Here is a 17,218-nt window from a genome sequence, read left to right as displayed (position 1 = left end):
AGTTACCAGCGCCCTCGGGCGACGTTCCACATCAGCGACAACCGACGTCGGACTTCACCTTGCGCCAACGCGCCCGCAGCAACGCGGTCTGGCCGAGCCTCCGCCTGCCGCAACATCCATTCTGCCTGCCAACCCGCGTACAATGCCGGGCGCGCCTCGTTCGAAACGGCAGACCGCTGGGCGCGGGCAGCGTGAAGTCGCTCCAGTGCCGATTTCGCCAAATGCCGAACCCCGTCCGGTGTTCCATCCAACACAGGAATGCGCCCACGCGCCTCTAGCTCGGGGATCGCCCGCAGCCAGTTGGCGACGCCTACGGCATATCCAAAGTCGCGCAGAACCAGTTCGTCTGCCGCGCCCAAGGCTTGCGCAGACGCAACCATCAAAGTTCCGGCGCTGTGGTTGAAATAGGACTCGAAATGCGCCTGATCCTCAAATGGATCACGGTAAATATCCCAACGCCTTACGGCCACATACTCATCCAGTTGGGCCGCCAAATGCGGCGACAGAATGCGGGACAAAGGCGTCACGACCTCATGTCTGCGCACCGCTTGGCCCTCGGCGATTTCCTGCAACGCGTCACGCCACCATTGTAGGCGCATCTCGGCGATCATGGGCTCTTGCGTGACCCAAGGCGCACGCGCAACCTCGACATTCAACGCATAGATCGGAAATAAGACCGCCCGCGCCGCGACCGGGGCCGCCATCGCCGCCATGAACCGATCCGGATCGGCGCGATGCACCAGAGCGGCGCAGGCCTTTACGTCATCGTCGAAAGCAGCGCTCACTCGGCCACCGCCGCCTGCGATCCGCTATCGCGCACCAGCTTCCACTGGATCGCGTCCAGCAGCGCCTCGAACGAGGCATCAACTATGTTCGCGCTGACCCCCACGGTGGACCAGCGCCGCCCCTGCCCGTCTTCGCTGTCGATGATGACCCGTGTCACAGCCTCAGTCCCGCCTTGCGTGATACGCACCTTGAAATCCACCAGCCGCATATCCGCCAGCACCTGCGAATATTGCCCCAGATCCTTCGCCAGCGCCTTGGCCAGCGCGTTCACCGGGCCGCGATCGCTGCCATCCTCATCCAGAGACTCGCTAACCGACAGCTTCTTTTCGCCGTCCACCTTCACCACGACCACAGCCTCGGACAGGCTGACCATCTTGTTGTACTTGTTCTTGCGCCGCTCGACGGTGACCTTGTAGCGCTTGACCTCGAAGAATTCCGGCAACTGCCCAAGCTCATCGCGCGCCAACAGTTCGAAACTCGCCTGCGCGGTGTCATAGGAATAACCCTCGGCCTCGCGCTGCTTGATCCGGTCGAGGATACGTCCCAGCGCCGGGTCCGCTTTTTCGACCGACAACCCCGCCTCGGTCAGACGTTTGCGCAGGTTAGACTGCCCCGCCTGATTTGACATCGGGATGATCCGCGCATTGCCCACCGCGCCCGGTTCTACATGTTCATAGGTCGATGGGTCCTTGAGGATCGCACTGGCGTGCAGCCCCGCCTTATGCGCAAAGGCCGAGGCCCCTACATAGGCCGATTGCTTGCTGGGCACCCGGTTCAGGATATCGTCCAGCATCCGGCTGACCCGCGTCAGACCCGCCAAAGCCTGCGTGGTGACTCCGATGTCAAACTGCGCGGCATAGGGTTCTTTCAGCAACAAGGTCGGGATCAAAGCGGTCAGGTTCGCATTGCCACACCGCTCGCCCAGCCCGTTCAGCGTGCCTTGTATCTGCCGCGCGCCTGCGTCGATAGCGGCCAGCGAACAGGCCACCGCGTTTTCGGTGTCGTTGTGCGTATGGATACCCAGACGATCGCCCGGCAGCCCTGCTTCGATCACCTCGGCCACAATGCGGGAGACCTCGGCTGGCAGCGCGCCGCCATTCGTGTCACACAGCACGACCCAACGCGCGCCTGCGTCCAGCGCGGCCCGACAGACCTGAACCGCGTAGGCGGGATTGTCCTTGTAGCCATCAAAGAAATGCTCGGCATCGAACAGCGCCTCGCGCCCCTGCGCCACGATATGCGCGACTGAGGCGCGGACGTTCTCGACATTCTCCTCCAGCGTGGTCCCCAGCGCGTGGGTCACGTGGTAGTCATGCGACTTGCCCACCAGACAGACGGCTTGCGTCCCCGCATTCATGACGGCCGCCAGAACATCGTCATTTTCAGCCGACCGGCCCGACCTTTTGGTCATTCCAAACGCCGTCAACCGGGCCGAGGTCTGCGGCGCAACCTCAAAAAACGCGCTGTCGGTGGGGTTCGCACCGGGCCAGCCGCCCTCGATATAATCCACGCCCAACTCGTCCAGAGCCTTGGCGATCTGTACTTTTTCAGAGGTCGAAAACTGAACCCCCTGCGTCTGCTGCCCGTCGCGCAGGGTGGTGTCGTAAAGGTAGAGGCGCTCCTTTGACATCACTCACCCTCCAGCTTGGCCGCATCAAACCCGGCCCCCGGCACCAACTCCACGCCGTCCTTGCTCATCCGCACTTCCAGCCCTGCCGCGACAAAGGCCGCCTTCAGCCGGTCCACCTCCGAGAAGTCCTTGTTTTGCATCGCCTCGACGCGTGCTTCGGCCAGACGCGTTGCATGACCGGACAGATCTACCGATTCAGTATCCGCCCACGCGCCCATTTCAGGCTCCAACAGCCCTAAAACCTGCGCACTCGCCAACAGTCCGGCGGCGTCCCCATCCGAAGCCAAACGGTGGAGTTCCGTCAAAGCCCCCGCCGTGTTCAGGTCATCACTCAGCGCCGCGATCACCGAGGGGGCCGCGCTGGGGGCGGGCTCGATGCCCGCCGTCAGCGCCCGCCACTTGCGCAGCGTCGCTTCTGCCTCGCGCGCCTTTTTCTCGGTCCAGTCCATCGGTTTGCGGTAATGCGTCTGCAGGAACACAAACCGGATCACCTCACCCGGAACGCCCTGATCCAGCAGATCATGGACGGTAAAGAAATTGCCCAGCGATTTGGACATCTTCTTACCCTCGACCTGCAACATTTCATTGTGCAGCCAGACCCGCGCGAACTCGCCTTCGGGATGGGCGCAGCAGCTTTGCGCGATCTCATTCTCATGGTGCGGGAACATCAAGTCATTGCCGCCGCCGTGAATGTCAAAACTCTCACCCAGCAGCTCATAACTCATGGCAGAGCATTCAATGTGCCACCCCGGACGCCCGCGTCCCCACGGGCTGTCCCAGCCGGGAAGCTCATCGCTGGAGGGTTTCCAAAGAACAAAATCCATGGGGTTCTTCTTATAAGGCGCAACCTCAACCCGCGCGCCCGCAATCATATCGTCAACCGAACGGCCCGACAGCGCGCCGTAACGCTCTTTCCAACTGTCCACGGCGAACAGTACATGCCCCTCGGCGGCATAGGCATGGCCCTTGGCGATCAACCCTTCGATCATCGCGATCATCTGCGGAATATAGGCGGTCGCGCGCGGCATCTGGTTCGGCTCCAACGCTCCCAAAGCACCCATATCGTGCAGATACCAGCCGATCGTCTCATCCGAGCGTTCCTGTACCAGTTGCTCCAACGAGCCCGGCGCACCGGCTTTCTGACGCGCCAAGGCAGTCGCGTTGATCTTGTCATCGACGTCAGTGAAATTGCGCACGTAGGTCACGTGATCCGCGCCATAGACATGGCGTAACAACCGAAAAAGCACGTCAAACACCACCACCGGCCGCGCGTTGCCCAGATGGGCGCGGTCATAGACCGTGGGACCACAGACATACATCCGCACATTGTCGGCGCTGATCGGAACAAAATCCTCTTTCGTCCGCGTCCGTGTATTGTGCAGTTTGATTGTCGTCATCGGTCGGCTCCTCAGAACAGCATGAGCTGTGTCGCGTTGGCGCGGGCATAGCAACTTGTCTCAGGGATGAAAACGAAAGAAACCGGCCCGCTTGAATAATCAGCAGGAAATGCAGCAAATAATGATGCAGGTCATCGGGTTCATGACACCCTGATTATCATGCGACGCCCCTCTCGCCAAGTCCCCCTGTTCCGGCCGGTATTCGATTGACAAATGAAACATCCTCTGGCCCTGTCAGCCGAAAAGACCACTGCCGGAGCATGCCATGGAACTGTCGCAGCGTATCACTCATCTGACCCAGGGCGGCAGCGACGGTTGGGACGTGTTCTATCGCGCGCGCCGGATGATCAGCGAAGGCCACGCCATCACCGAGCTGACCATCGGTGAGCATGACATACGCACCGATCCGTCAATCCTGCAGGCGATGGATCTGTCTGCCCGACAAGGCCACACTGGATACGCGATGGTCCCCGGCACAGATTTGTTGCGCGATACCGTCGCCGCCCGGGTTCAGGCGCGCACCGGCGTGCCCACAACGCGCCACAACGTCCTGATCACAACCGGGGGCCAAGCCGCGCTGTTTGCCACCCACGTCGCGGTCTGCAATCCGGGTGACGTCGGACTGTTTCTAGATCCATACTACGCGACCTATCCCGGCACCATTCGCGGTGCAGGCGCAATTGCCCGGCCCGTGCAAACCGCCGCCGAAGACGCCTTTCAGCCCCGCGCAGAGCGGATCGACGCCGCCGCCGAAGGCGCAGTCTCATTGCTGATCAATACGCCCAACAACCCGACCGGGGTAACGTATTCCCGGCAGACGCTTGAGGAAATCGCCGAGGTTTGCCGCAGGCGCGACCTGTGGCTGATCTCGGATGAGGTCTATGACACTCAGGTTTGGGAAGGCGACCATATCTCTCCACGAACCCTGCCTGACATGGTCGAACGGACCTTGGTGATCGGTTCGATGTCCAAGTCTCATGCGATGACGGGATCCCGCTGCGGCTGGGTTATCGGACCCGAGGACGTCATCTCGCATCTGATCAATCTGGCCACCCATACGACCTATGGCGTTCCCGGCTTCATTCAGGATGCAGCCAGCTTTGCATTGACGGCTGGCGTTGAATTGGAAGAGGAGATCGCCGCACCATTTCGCAGGCGGCGCGCCAAGGCGGTCGAAATTCTCGCGGCGCAAAACACGGTTGGTCTGGTGCCAGCGCAGGGTGCTATGTACCTGATGCTGGATATCCGCGCCACGGGTCAAACCGGTGAAGGATTCGCCAATGCGCTGCTTGACACCCATGCGATCGCCGTCATGCCGGGAGAGAGTTTTGGCATGGCTGCCGCAGGGCACGTTCGCGTCGCCATGACGATCGACGATGACCGCTTCGCGTCGGCACTTCAGACCATTTGCGATTTCGCGAGCCAATTGGCCGACCGCCGCGCAGCAGAATAGCCGCGTTCAGAACCGAAACGTCGTCCTCAAGTTGAACACGTTGGAATCAAGGCCGCCTTCGGACCGGGTCACATCGTCGAAATTCTGGCGCAGCGCTTCGCCACTGATGACAAAATTCTCACCAATCGGATAGGCGACACCGATGCCGTAAACCGCAGCGGTGTCATTGTCGACAGTCGAATCCACGCGCGCGGCACCAACCACGACATACCCCAGAGCGGACCCGAAATCGTATCCCCCCCGCAGTTTCAGGCGCGTCATACTGTCCAGACTGCCCTCACCCTGCCCCAGATTCAGAGACAAGCGGTTATATTCCAACTCGCCCCCAAGTACGAAGTTTCCAAAGTCATGATCGTACCCGACATGAGGACCAAAACTCAGGTCGCTGCCGCTAGAACCGTTGGGGCCATCTGCGTCGGCATATCCAAAGCTGAACCCGGCATAAGCCCCACTCCAATCCTCGGCGGCTGCCGGAGCAGCACACGTCATGATCAAAATAGCGATCAGGGCCGAACGGGGTATCACAACTTTCACCAAAAACCTTCCAACAAGGAATTCGAGTACTCAGTCCACTTTCTCACAAAATTGGGTCGCAATCGTTAACAATCAATTGAGATCACGAACCGCTCTTAAATAAGTGACAGAAGTATAACAGATTTCCCGCGTTTCGGTAGAATTTATTAAACTCTTTCACATCTGTGACCCGCCCCGCGCATCCATTTCGCTTTTGGACCCCGAAGTCGCAAACAGGACAGAATGTCGCGACCTGTATTGAAAGACTGATGGGCATAAGGTGAGGACCTGCATGCAAAGTGACGTTTGGAAGATCTGTCTGGTCAGCCGCACGATAGGCGCGGATCGTGGACGCGCGGCCCGGGGGCGCCCGGCCGGGGTGTGAACGCACTCACCCCTTTCACGTCTCACCTACCGGAACTTCAACATGAACGATCAATCCCGCAATACCTCGCGCAGTGGCGGACGTGCCGCGCGCCGTGCCGCCCGTGCCTCAGCCCTTCCAGATCATTTGCGCCCCATACGACCGGGGCTTGAGGGCGGAACATACAAGCCGTTGACCCCAACTCAGATCGAACAAATCCACGAGGCAGCGCTGACTGCGCTTGAAACGATTGGATTGGCAGACGCCCCGCAAAGCGGAATTGACTATCTGGTCGGTGCCGGGTGCACATTGGGCGATGATGGCCGCATACGGTTTCCCCGGGCACTGGTTGAAGACACCATCGCCAATGCCAACCGATCCGTTACCCTGTGCAGTCGTGACGGGAATACCGATCTGGAACTCTCGGGCACGCGGGTTCACTACGGTACAGCCGGGGCTGCGGTCAGCATGGTGGACGTGCACGGGCGCGAATATCGTGACTCGACCGTGCAGGACCTGCACGATGCCGCGCGGATTTGCCAACAACTGGATAATATCCATTTTGTACAACGGCCTATGGTGTGTCGTGACATTGTTGACAATCTGGAAATGGACCTGAACACGATCTACGCAAGTTGCTCGGGAACATTCAAACACATCGGCACATCTTTCACCGAACCCAGTCATGTCGCGCCGGCGATGGAAATGCTGCACATGATTGCAGGTGGAGAGGACAAATGGCGCGAACGCCCGTTCGTCTCAAACTCGAACTGCTTTGTGGTGCCGCCGATGAAGTTCGCCACCGAAAGTTGTGAAGTGATGGAAGAATGCATCAAGGCAGGCATGCCCGTTCTTCTTCTTTCCGCAGGGATGGCCGGAGCGACCGCGCCCTCAACCATCGCAGGGGCGATCACGCAAGCAACGGCGGAATGTCTTGCAGGATTGGTTTACGTAAACGCCGTAAGCCCGGGTGCGCCAGCCGTTTTTGGCACTTGGCCATTTGGTTTGGACCTGCGCACCGGGGCCATGTCTATCGGGTCGGGTGAGCAGGCCCTTCTGACCGCTGGCTGCGCCCAAATGCACCAATTCTATGACCTTCCCGGCGGAGCCGCAGCCGGGGCGTCGGATTCGAAACTGCCTGACATGCAGGCGGGATGGGAGCAAATGTGCTCGAATGTCATGGCCGGTTTGTCCGGGGTTAATATGGTGTACGAAGCAGCCGGGATGCACGCATCCCTTCTGGGATTCTGCTTTGAAAGCCTGATCTTGGGCGACGATCTTATCGGGCAGGCGCAGCGCTGCATCCGTGGGATTGAAGTAAACGAGGAGACGCTGGCACTGGATCAGATTGCCGAGGTTTGCATGGGCGGGCCCGGCCACTATCTGGGAACCGACGCAACGCTAAGCCGAATGCAGGCGGACTATGTCTATCCAACCTTCGGCGACCGGACCTCCCCCAAAGAATGGGCCGAACTGGGCAAGCCAGACCTGATCGACAAGGCAACCGCGCGGAAAGAAGAAATCCTGTCCATGCCGTCACCAGCACGGTTCGATCCACTGCTTGACGCCCAGATCCGCGCAGGGTTCAACATCCACCTTCCCGCGTAACCGGTTAAAAAAAAGGGGGCCGAGGCCCCCTTTAGTTTCGCTTTCCAGGCTCATGTCGTTGACCGCCCGGTGTTTTTTTGCCTGCGGCCTGGACTGCGCATGGGACGAGCGCACCCGTCCCGTGAAAGAGTGGGAAAGAGCAATATTCCGCCCCACCCTGTTCCCGGTCGACACGGGCATGTCGACCGAGTGGAGAAAGGCAGCTTAGGTAAGTCTCAGTGCCTTGCTCCGTATTCGTCGGGACCGGATATCCGGGGGGAAGATCGCGGTCCCTACACCCCATTGCCGGGGCGTTTGCTTTAGCTACACCCGCTTGTTGCCCCGCAGGTGTTGCATTTCATGCAGGTGCCGTTGCGCACCAGCGTGTAATTTCCGCACTCGCCACAAGGATCGCCCTCATAGCCTTGCATCTTGGCTTTGGTCCGGGCGTCCATGCTGGTTGCGACGGCGGTTTCCGCAACCGGGGCTTCATACGCCGCGGCAGATTCAGCCATTCCGGTCAGATCCGCCTGAGGGTTGAACACCGCCAGATCCTGCGGCAGCCGCTTACGCAGATACCCGGTCGAGCTGATTTGCTTCAGCACTTCCAGTGACTTGGATGCCGCAGTTTCACTGATCTCCGAGACGTTCGAGACGCCTTCTTCCTCACCGCGCCCAAGATCGTCAAAGGTTGCGCCTTCGGGCTTCACATGGGCCAGATCGGTGCGGTCCAGATAGCTGACGGCCAGCTCGCGGAAGATGTAATCAAGGATCGACGTCGCATTCTTGATCGAGTCGTTGCCCTGCACCATCCCAGCCGGTTCGAACTTGGTGAAGGTAAAGGCGTCGACGAACTCCTCCAGCGGTACACCATATTGCAGGCCGACCGATACGGCGATGGCAAAGTTGTTCATCATCGCCCGGAAGCCCGCGCCTTCCTTGTGCATGTCGATGAAGATTTCACCCAACTGTCCGTCTTCGAACTCACCGGTGCGCAGGTAAACCTTGTGCCCGCCTACGATCGCCTTCTGGGTATACCCTTTGCGGCGATGCGGCAGCTTTTCACGGTGGCTGCGGATGACTTCCTTGACGACCACTTTTTCGATGACCTTTTCGGCCAACACGGTGGCTTTTTCTTGTGGCGAGCCGGTTTCCAGAACTTCGGCCGCCTCGTCGTCATCCTCGACCAGCGCAGCCGCCAGCGGTTGCGACAGTTTCGAGCCGTCGCGATAGAGCGCGTTGGCCTTCACACCCAGCGACCACGACAGTTCGTAAGCTTTCTGGCAATCCTCGATGGTCGCGTCATTCGGCATGTTGATCGTTTTCGAAATCGCACCCGAGATAAAACTCTGAGCGGCGGCCATCATGGTGATGTGGCTATCAACCCCAAGGAAACGCTTGCCTTTCTTGCCGCATGGGTTGGCGCAATCGAAGATGGAATAGTGTTCCTCTTTCAGGTGCGGCGCGCCTTCCAGTGTCATGGTTCCGCAGACGTGGTCATTGGCTGCATCAATATCGGCCTTGGTGAACCCAAGATGGCGCAGCAGGTCAAAGGTCGGGTCATTCAGCTTGGTCGCCGGGATGCCCAACACGCCGATGCAGAAATCCTCACCCAATGTCCACTGGTTGAAGACGAACCGGATGTCGAACGCACTTTCCAGCGCGGCGTCCACCTTGGCCAGTTCATTCGGCCCAAACCCGTGACCGGTCAGCGAGGTGTGGTTAATCCCCGGCGCGTTACCAATGGTGCCATGACCAACCGCATAGCCCACGATCTCTTCGATCTGAGACGAGGAATAGCCCAGCTTCTCCAGCGCCGACGGCACAGAGCGGTTGATGATCTTGAAGTAACCGCCGCCCGCAAGCTTCTTGAACTTGACCAGCGCAAAGTCCGGCTCAATCCCCGTAGTGTCACAGTCCATCACCAGACCGATGGTTCCGGTCGGTGCGATCACGGTGGCTTGCGCGTTGCGGTAGCCGTTCTTTTCGCCCAGGCTCAGCGCCTCATCCCAAGCGGACATGGCCAGATCAACCAGACGCTTGTCGGGGCAGTTGCCGTGATCCAGAGGCACAGGCTTCACGGCCAGTTTCTCATAACCGGTCGTGACGCCCTGCGACGCGCGACGGTGGTTGCGGATGACGCGCAACATGTGATCCGCGTTCCGTTCGTACCCCTTGAACGGTCCCAGTTCACCTGCAATCTCGGCCGAAGTCGCATAGGCCACACCGGTCATGATCGCGGTCAGCGCGCCACAGATCGCCCGCCCCTCATCCGAGTCATAGCTGTAGCCCATATTCATCAGCAGGCCGCCGATATTGGCATAGCCCAGACCCAGCGTGCGGAAGTCATAGGACAGTTGGGCGATTTCCTTCGACGGGAACTGCGCCATCGTCACCGAGATTTCCAGCGTCAGGGTCCACAGGCGCGAGGCGTGCATGTAATCCGCTGCCTGAAACTCACCATCCTTGAGGAAGGTCAGCAGGTTCATCGACGCTAAGTTACAGGCCGTGTCATCGAGGAACATGTATTCCGAGCACGGGTTCGAGCCGCGAATCTCACCGTCTTCGGGGCAGGTGTGCCACTCGTTGACGGTGTCGTGGAACTGAATGCCCGGATCGGCGCAGGCCCATGCTGCATGGCCAACCTTTTCCCACAGATCGCGCGCCTTTACGGTCTTGGCGACCTTGCCATCGGTCCGGTTGATCAGTTCCCAATCGGCGTCTTTTTCAACTGCGGTCAGGAACGTGTTGGTCACGCGGATCGAATTGTTCGAGTTCTGGCCCGAGACCGAGCTGTAAGCTTCCGAATCCCAATCCGTATCATAGGTCGGGAATTCGATGCTGTCGTGGCCCTGTTTGGCGTAATCCAGCACGCGCTTGATATAAGTCTCGGGGATCGCGACCTTTTTGGCCTCGCGAACCGCTTTCTTCAGGCTGTCATTCTTATTGGGGTCATACGCATCATCCTGCGCACCGTCCCAAGAGCGGATGGCCTCGAAAATGCCGTTCAGCATCTTCTCGTGCATCTTCGATCCGGCAACGATCGAGGCCACCTTCTGCTCTTCGATCACCTTCCATTCGATGAATTGCTCGATGTCCGGGTGATCTGCATCGACGATCACCATCTTTGCTGCTCGACGGGTTGTCCCGCCTGATTTGATCGCGCCAGCGGCGCGGTCGCCGATCTTGAGAAAGCCCATAAGACCCGAGGACTTGCCGCCACCTGACAGCGCTTCGCCTTCTGCACGCAGATGGCTGAAGTTGGTCCCGGTGCCCGAGCCGTATTTGAACAGGCGCGCCTCGCGCACCCAAAGATCCATGATGCCGCCTTCGTTCACCAGATCATCATCGACCGACTGGATGAAGCACGCATGCGGCTGCGGATGTTCATAGGCAGATTTCGACTTGGTCAACTTGCCGGTTTTGTAATCGACATAGTGGTGCCCCTGCGCCGGACCGTCGATCCCATAGGCCCAGTGCAGACCGGTGTTGAACCACTGCGGCGAGTTTGGCGCGGCGCGCTGGGTCGCCAGCATATAGCGCATCTCGTCAAAGTAGGCGCGCGCGTCTTCCTCGGTCGAGAAATAGCCGCCTTTCCAGCCCCAATACGCCCATGCGCCTGCCAGACGGTCAAAGACCTGCTTGGAAGACGTCTCACCGTCGAATTCCGCGCCATCGGCGGGGACCGAGCGCCACAGGAATTCGGGAACGTCTTTCTCTTTGACCTTTTTCAGCTTGGACGGAACGCCAGCTTTGCGGAAATACTTCTGCGCGATGACGTCGCTTGCGACTTGGCTCCAACTGGCCGGAACTTCAATATCATCCAGACGGAAGACAATCGTGCCATCGGGGTTCCGAATCTCGGACGTTGCAGACACAAAGCCCAGGTCCGCATATGCATCCTGCCCTGATGTAGTGAATTTTCTGTCAATCTTCATGTCCGCCGCCCTAGATTCAATCAACTTTTTCTTTGGCTTCCGGTCCGAAACTCTGGACCTTCGACCGCGCCAGAAATTTGGGCGCAAAAGACCGTTCGCTGCCTATGACAGCGCAACCCGTCCAAACGGTTGCACGTTAGTATAGATGTGCTTTTCGACCCTCGCCCTGTACCATCTCTGGATTTTCTACCAGATTTAGTGGCACCACCTTCGGCCCATACAATCTGGCGTATTCAGCCATAGATCGTCAACGTCATTTTCCGTCATTTTTGGAATCTTTACTGTTGACCGGTTCGCATTCGGGCGGACTCAAACTCTGGCGGCCGATTCCTCCACAGCTTCATCCACTGCTCTCGGTCTTTATGCCCTTGTTTGGCCGAAGCAATTAACTGTGTTGCCTCGCATAGTTATCGGCATTTTATAATCCCGCGCTATGATGGCCGTGTCGGGAAAGAATCGGTGCATAGACTGTCATGACAAAAAATTCGGTCGAAAATTTTGGCAGGCTAAAAAGTGGGCAGACAATCTGATGAGATGGCTTGGTATAATTCCCCTGATAGGCCTGATCGTGGCCTGCACACCACAAGATGTGCCCCCTCCGTCGCGCAGTGCGCAATTCAAAACCTATCCCGAACGCCTGTTTGAAACCTTTGAAATTGGATGCGACGGTCCCGGAGAACAGTTTCAGAGGGTTGGGAATCGGGTTTTCGAATGTACCGAACTGCTGCCGCCGGATACGACGGCTTACCTGATTCTCAACTATGACGGTTACCCTCAGGATCTTCCCAAAAGCGTCATGCGGCTGACGTCGACCAAGAACACGGCCGGATATCGGGTCGATGCCGATTTGTATTTTGATGTACCGCAGCGCACCGGGCCTGCCGTTCAGGTCCCGGTAGAAAGCGAGACGCTGGATAAGGCGCTGTCCGCGCTTTACCAAGCTATGGGTGGATCACCAGCGGTGTAAGAAGAAGTGGTCGGGGCGGCAGGATTCGAACCTACGACCCCCTGTACCCAAAACAGGTGCGCTACCAGACTGCGCCACGCCCCGGACCGTGCGTCTTCCTAACGATGCCTTTCTGATTTGAAAAGCCCTAACAGGGCCAAATTGCAGGACCGCGTGCAAAAATTTCGTGCTGCACCACGGTTCCCGGTGTGATCGAATACCGCGTGGACAGCCCGGCATTGATTTCCAGTACCGCAAACACGGAATCACCACCTTCAATCGGGGTCAAATCGCCGGGAACTGCGCCCTGATGAATGCGCGTGATTACACCTGTCCGGTCGATGAAAATGATATCGAGGGGAATCAGCGTGTTCTTCATCCAGAACACAACCGGTTGCGGGGGATCGAAAACAAAAAGCATGCCCGACCGGGGCGGCAGTGATTCCCGAAACATCAATCCGCGGGACCGCTCTTGCGGCGTAATGGCGAGTTCGATGTCGAATCCCGCCTGCATCCTGTCATTCTTCAGGTTAACGCGATCCACACGGCAAGCGGCGAAGGCATGATCGGTCCACAGCAGAGAGAGGAAAGCAAGAACCGAGAGAAACCTGAGCATGGTCCGACTTAATCGTCCAACGCCGCTTCCCAGGCCAGCACCTGGGCCGCCATGCGCCCGCGCTTGCCATCAATCACACGCATCGCCAACGCCTCTCCGGGCTGAAGATCAGCCAGGCCGGATCGACGCAGAACCTCGATGTGAAGGAATACATCTTCGTCACGTCCAAAGACGTTCGCAAAGCCAAAACCCTTGCCCTTGTCGAACCACTTTACGCGCGCAGCTTCCAATGGAGCTTGCGCGATGACCACCGGATCGAGTTCCGCAAAATCAGCAAGCATCATCGAGTCGGTGCGCGCAGGCGGGTCGACACTGATCACTTCAACCGCCTGAACACCACGATCGGTGCGGTGCGTCATGATCTCGATTCCCGCGCCGTCAGCTACCGAGCTTTGGCCGAAATTACGCAAAACATTTACATGCAACAGAATATCAGGACCGCCTTCATCAGACACAACGAATCCGTACCCCTTGGCGGGGTCGAACCATTTTACGTGTCCACGGACGCGGTACATGCTGTTCAGGTCTTCTGGCACAGTGTTTCCATCGCGAGTTTTAGCACTTCGTTAAGGGTTCGATGTGTATGGGAATGGCCCACAAATTCAAGCCGAAAAAATCCTTTATTCTCTGGGTTTTGCATTTCACGATACGCGAACGTCATGGATTCAGCCTTTGAATTTGCCAGGGCGAGCCCGAATGATCGCGTTGCCATCTGAACCGATCATGCAGTCGAAACGCTCCGTCCGCCCAAAACTCGATCTCGACCGGTTCCAGCCTGTAGCCACCCCAGAACGGAGGGCGCGGCGGATTCGGCCCCAGTTTCGCCGTTACCTTGGCAACCTCGGCCATCAAAGCCGCGCGACTGTTCAGAGGCTGCGACTGCTTCGATGCCCAGGCCCCCAAACGGCTTTTAAGAGAGCGGGACGCATAGTATTCGTCTGCCTGCGGCCCACTTTCGCGTGTTATTGTACCACGAACTCGGATTTGACGCCGCAAAGATTTCCAATGCATCACAAATGCGGCCTTGCCAGCGCTCTCAAGCTCGGCAGCTTTGGTGCTTTCATAGTTCGTATAGAAAACAAATGCGTTCTGCTCGATCTCTTTCAGCAGAACCATACGGACATTTGGCAAACCAGAAGCATCCACGGTTGCCAAGGCAATCGCGTTCGGATCGTTCGGTTCACTGTCCCGGGCCTCGTCCAACCACCGCGCCGCAATAACAAACGGATCGGTGCCGGCGAAAATGCCATCTCGTTCGCTCATTTCCATCCCCTGGAAACTCTTGCCATCCACCCTAGGGCGAGAACCCGCCACGGGCAAGAGCGCGCGGCCTTGATGCAGCGCATCCAATGGCATAAACCATCCCAACATGACGCGAAGACAGGCGGAGAACCGAACATGTCAAATCAGTTGATGGCCGGAAAGCGCGGCCTCATCATGGGACTGGCCAATGATAAATCAATCGCTTGGGGAATCGCCCGTGCATTGTCAGAAGCCGGAGCAGAGCTGGCTTTTTCTTATCAGGGGGATGCGCTGAAAAAACGCGTCGACCCTTTGGCGGCGCAATTGGGCAGCGAAATCGTCCTGCCCTGCGACGTCAGCGATGAAGAGTCGATCGACGGCCTGTTTACGGCGCTTTCCGAAAAATGGGGCAAGCTGGACTTCATCGTTCACGCCATCGGATTTTCGGACAAGAACGAACTGCGCGGTCGCTATGTCGACACGTCGCGCGCGAATTTCAAGCTGACGATGGATGTGTCGGTCTATTCCTTCACCGCCGTCATGCAGCGCGCCGAGAAGATGATGTCTGAGGGCGGCAGCGCCGTTACGCTGACATATTACGGTGCCGAACAGGTTATGCCGCATTACAACGTCATGGGCGTTGCAAAAGCTGCTTTGGAAGCATCTGTTAAATATCTGGCAGAAGACCTCGGCAAGGACGGCATCCGGGTCAATGCGATCTCGGCCGGTCCCATCAAGACACTGGCCGCCAGCGGTATTGGCGACTTCCGCTATATCATGAAATGGAACGAGTATAACTCGCCCCTGCGCCGCAACGTGACAATCGACGATGTCGGCAAGTCGGCCCTTTACCTGTTGTCAGACCTGAGCAGCGGCGTGACAGGTGAAAACCTGCACGTGGATTCGGGCTATCACATCGTCGGCATGAAAGCTGTCGACGCGCCAGACGTTGAAAAGGGTTAACAGCATGAGCGCCAAGGACCGTCTGCCCCACGAAAAGGGTTTTCACATCAGTTGGGATCAAATCCATCGCGATTCCCGAGCGTTGGCGTGGCGTTTGGATGGGCAAGGCCCGGATGACGGTGCATGGCGCGCTGTTGTTGCCATCACGCGTGGCGGCATGGCCCCTGCGATGATTGTCAGCCGCGAGCTGGACATTCGAACCGTTGATACCATCAGTGTGCGGTCCTATCACCATCAGGAACAGGGCGAGGCCGAGGTTCTCAAGGCGCCGGATGCGGGATTGATGGGCGACGGAACCGGCGTTCTGATCATCGACGATCTGGTCGATAGCGGCAAAACTCTTGAGCTGGTGCGCGCGATGTATCCAAACGCTCATTTCGCGACCGTCTACGCCAAACCCAAGGGGCGGCCGATGGTGGATACCTTCATCACCGAGGTCAGCCAGGACACCTGGATCTTCTTCCCCTGGGACATGGCCCTGCAATATGTCGAGCCCTATCGCGGAACCGACTGACGCTGACAGCCGCAACACCAAGTTTTCCAACGGTCAGAGAATACATATGTCCCGGACACGCACCGCCTCTACCTTCGCACCGCCGGTGATGGAGGCGCGGCGTTGGCTGGAAGGCGTGGACTTCCCAGAGGATCGCCCGCTGATCAACGTCAGTCAGGCAGCCCCTGTTGATCCCCCACCACTGGCTTTGCGGCAGGCCATGGCGGAGTTTGCGATTTCCGAGGATGCGGCGCATTTATATGGGCCCGTGCTCGGCAATCCTGACCTTCGCAGCGAACTGGCGACCCAGATCAGCGCACATTATGATGCCAAGGTTCATCCGGATCAGGTCGCCATAACCTCGGGGTGCAATCAGGCTTTCTCGGCCGTGATCTCCGCGATCACGGATCAAAGCGATGAGGTGATCCTGCCAACCCCATGGTATTTCAACCACAAAATGTGGCTGGACATGGCTGGCGTACGTGCGGTCGACTTGCCGACCGGCGATGACCTTCTACCCGATCCTGATGCAGCCCGAGCGCTGTTGACGGACAAGACCCGAGCAATTGCGCTGGTTACCCCCAACAATCCGGGTGGCGTCGAATACCCCGCCGATATGGTTCTGGCGTTCTACGCGTTGTGTCGCGACGCGGGCATCCGGTTGATTGTGGACGAAACCTACCGTGACTTTGACAGCCGCAGCGGGCCGCCGCACGACCTGTTCCAGCAGCCGGGGTGGGAAAAAACTCTGGTTCACCTCTATTCCTTCTCGAAAGCTTATCGGCTGACCGGCCACCGCGTTGGCGCAATCGCCACCGATGTCGCGCTGTTGTCCGAGATCGAAAAGTTTTTGGATACCGTTGCAATCTGCCCCGGACAGATCGGTCAATTCGCAGCACTTTGGGGCATGCAAAACCTTCCTGAATGGCTTGCCTGTGAAAGAGAAGAAATTCTCGACCGGCGCGTGGCCATTCAAGAGATGTTGCCCGTGCTGTCCGATAAGGGCTGGCGTCTGCTTGGGCTTGGGGCCTATTTCGCATATTTCGAGCATCCGTTCGACATTCCGTCAGACGAACTGGCCCGCCGTCTGGTGCCCGAGGCCGGTGTCCTGCTGCTGCCCGGCACCATGTTCATGCCCAAGGATGACCCGGCCGGGAAACGGCAAGTGCGCATTGCATTCGCCAATCTGGATCGCGTCGGGCTGGGTCAATTGTTCGATCGGTTGCAAGCCCTTTCCTTCTGAGCTTGCCCCCCGGCGGTGCGCGTCGTATTCAGGGCCGCAACCGACGG

Annotated in this window: 14 protein-coding genes and 1 tRNA gene; 6 read left to right on the top strand and 9 right to left on the bottom strand. The window is 58.5% G+C overall.

Annotated features, from left to right (window positions below):
- Nucleotides 1–2: 2 nt before the first annotated feature.
- Genes ACR0MS_RS06050 through cysS form a run of 3 tightly spaced genes read right to left on the bottom strand, consistent with a single transcriptional unit; the run spans nt 3 to nt 3,813 of the window.
- On the bottom strand, nt 3–785 hold the full coding sequence (locus ACR0MS_RS06050) for a squalene/phytoene synthase family protein (RefSeq protein WP_480570586.1): 783 nt from the start codon (nt 783–785) through the stop codon (nt 3–5).
- Nucleotides 782–2,416 carry a citramalate synthase gene (gene cimA, locus ACR0MS_RS06045; RefSeq protein WP_480570583.1) on the bottom strand — a complete coding sequence of 545 codons (1,635 nt, stop codon included), beginning with the start codon at nt 2,414–2,416 and terminating at the stop codon, nt 782–784. Before cimA ends, ACR0MS_RS06050 begins: the two co-directional genes overlap by 4 nt.
- Nucleotides 2,416–3,813, bottom strand: coding sequence for a cysteine--tRNA ligase (gene cysS / locus ACR0MS_RS06040; RefSeq protein ID WP_480570581.1), 1,398 nt, complete (start codon nt 3,811–3,813; stop codon nt 2,416–2,418). Before cysS ends, cimA begins: the two co-directional genes overlap by 1 nt.
- A gap of 265 nt (nt 3,814–4,078) precedes the next feature.
- Here cysS and ACR0MS_RS06035 point away from each other — a divergent pair, with 265 nt between their 5' ends.
- On the top strand, nt 4,079–5,266 hold the full coding sequence (locus tag ACR0MS_RS06035) for a pyridoxal phosphate-dependent aminotransferase (protein WP_480570579.1): 1,188 nt from the start codon (nt 4,079–4,081) through the stop codon (nt 5,264–5,266).
- A 6-nt stretch (nt 5,267–5,272) separates the two neighbouring features.
- Here the strand turns inward: ACR0MS_RS06035 and ACR0MS_RS06030 are convergent, their stop codons facing one another.
- Complete coding sequence (locus ACR0MS_RS06030) at nt 5,273–5,800, bottom strand: outer membrane protein (protein ID WP_480570576.1); 528 nt, start codon at nt 5,798–5,800, stop codon at nt 5,273–5,275.
- A 406-nt stretch (nt 5,801–6,206) separates the two neighbouring features.
- Between ACR0MS_RS06030 and ACR0MS_RS06025 the strand changes: the two genes are divergently transcribed.
- A complete protein-coding gene (locus ACR0MS_RS06025; protein WP_480570573.1) occupies nt 6,207–7,751 on the top strand; it encodes a trimethylamine methyltransferase family protein in 1,545 nt (514 codons plus the stop codon).
- A gap of 299 nt (nt 7,752–8,050) precedes the next feature.
- Here ACR0MS_RS06025 and ACR0MS_RS06020 read toward each other — a convergent pair whose 3' ends face one another.
- The gene (locus ACR0MS_RS06020; RefSeq protein WP_480570570.1) at nt 8,051–11,668 is read right to left on the bottom strand and encodes a vitamin B12-dependent ribonucleotide reductase; all 3,618 of its coding nucleotides are present in this window, start codon (nt 11,666–11,668) and stop codon (nt 8,051–8,053) included.
- A gap of 529 nt (nt 11,669–12,197) precedes the next feature.
- On the opposite strand from ACR0MS_RS06020, the gene ACR0MS_RS06015 reads away from it, so the two are divergent.
- Complete coding sequence (locus ACR0MS_RS06015) at nt 12,198–12,635, top strand: hypothetical protein (protein WP_480570567.1); 438 nt, start codon at nt 12,198–12,200, stop codon at nt 12,633–12,635.
- Between the two features lie 7 nt (nt 12,636–12,642).
- Here ACR0MS_RS06015 and ACR0MS_RS06010 read toward each other — a convergent pair.
- The 4 genes from ACR0MS_RS06010 to pdxH form a co-directional block, all read right to left on the bottom strand.
- Nucleotides 12,643–12,719: transfer RNA gene (locus tag ACR0MS_RS06010), tRNA-Pro, on the bottom strand.
- A 43-nt stretch (nt 12,720–12,762) separates the two neighbouring features.
- Entirely contained in the window at nt 12,763–13,230 is a 468-nt protein-coding gene (locus tag ACR0MS_RS06005) for a DUF192 domain-containing protein (RefSeq protein ID WP_480570565.1), read from the bottom strand.
- A gap of 8 nt (nt 13,231–13,238) precedes the next feature.
- A complete protein-coding gene (locus ACR0MS_RS06000) occupies nt 13,239–13,766 on the bottom strand; it encodes a cold-shock protein (RefSeq protein ID WP_480570562.1) in 528 nt (175 codons plus the stop codon).
- A 121-nt stretch (nt 13,767–13,887) separates the two neighbouring features.
- Nucleotides 13,888–14,493 (bottom strand): pyridoxamine 5'-phosphate oxidase, encoded by a 606-nt coding sequence (pdxH, locus tag ACR0MS_RS05995; protein ID WP_480570559.1) that lies wholly within the window; start codon nt 14,491–14,493, stop codon nt 13,888–13,890.
- Between the two features lie 135 nt (nt 14,494–14,628).
- On the opposite strand from pdxH, the gene fabI reads away from it, so the two are divergent.
- From fabI to ACR0MS_RS05980, 3 genes are read left to right on the top strand one after another with little or no spacing between them, the layout of a single operon-like run.
- Nucleotides 14,629–15,435 carry an enoyl-ACP reductase FabI gene (gene fabI / locus ACR0MS_RS05990; protein WP_480570556.1) on the top strand — a complete coding sequence of 269 codons (807 nt, stop codon included), beginning with the start codon at nt 14,629–14,631 and terminating at the stop codon, nt 15,433–15,435.
- Between the two features lie 4 nt (nt 15,436–15,439).
- Nucleotides 15,440–15,949, top strand: a complete 510-nt coding sequence (gpt, locus tag ACR0MS_RS05985; protein WP_480570553.1) for a xanthine phosphoribosyltransferase — start codon at nt 15,440–15,442, stop codon at nt 15,947–15,949.
- A 46-nt stretch (nt 15,950–15,995) separates the two neighbouring features.
- The gene (locus tag ACR0MS_RS05980; protein ID WP_480570550.1) at nt 15,996–17,171 is read left to right on the top strand and encodes an aminotransferase; all 1,176 of its coding nucleotides are present in this window, start codon (nt 15,996–15,998) and stop codon (nt 17,169–17,171) included.
- Nucleotides 17,172–17,218 lie beyond the last annotated feature (47 nt).

The sequence above is a fragment of the Ruegeria sp. CJ2 genome, assembly GCF_056536745.1.
This window is presented reverse-complemented; position numbering and strand designations above follow the sequence as displayed.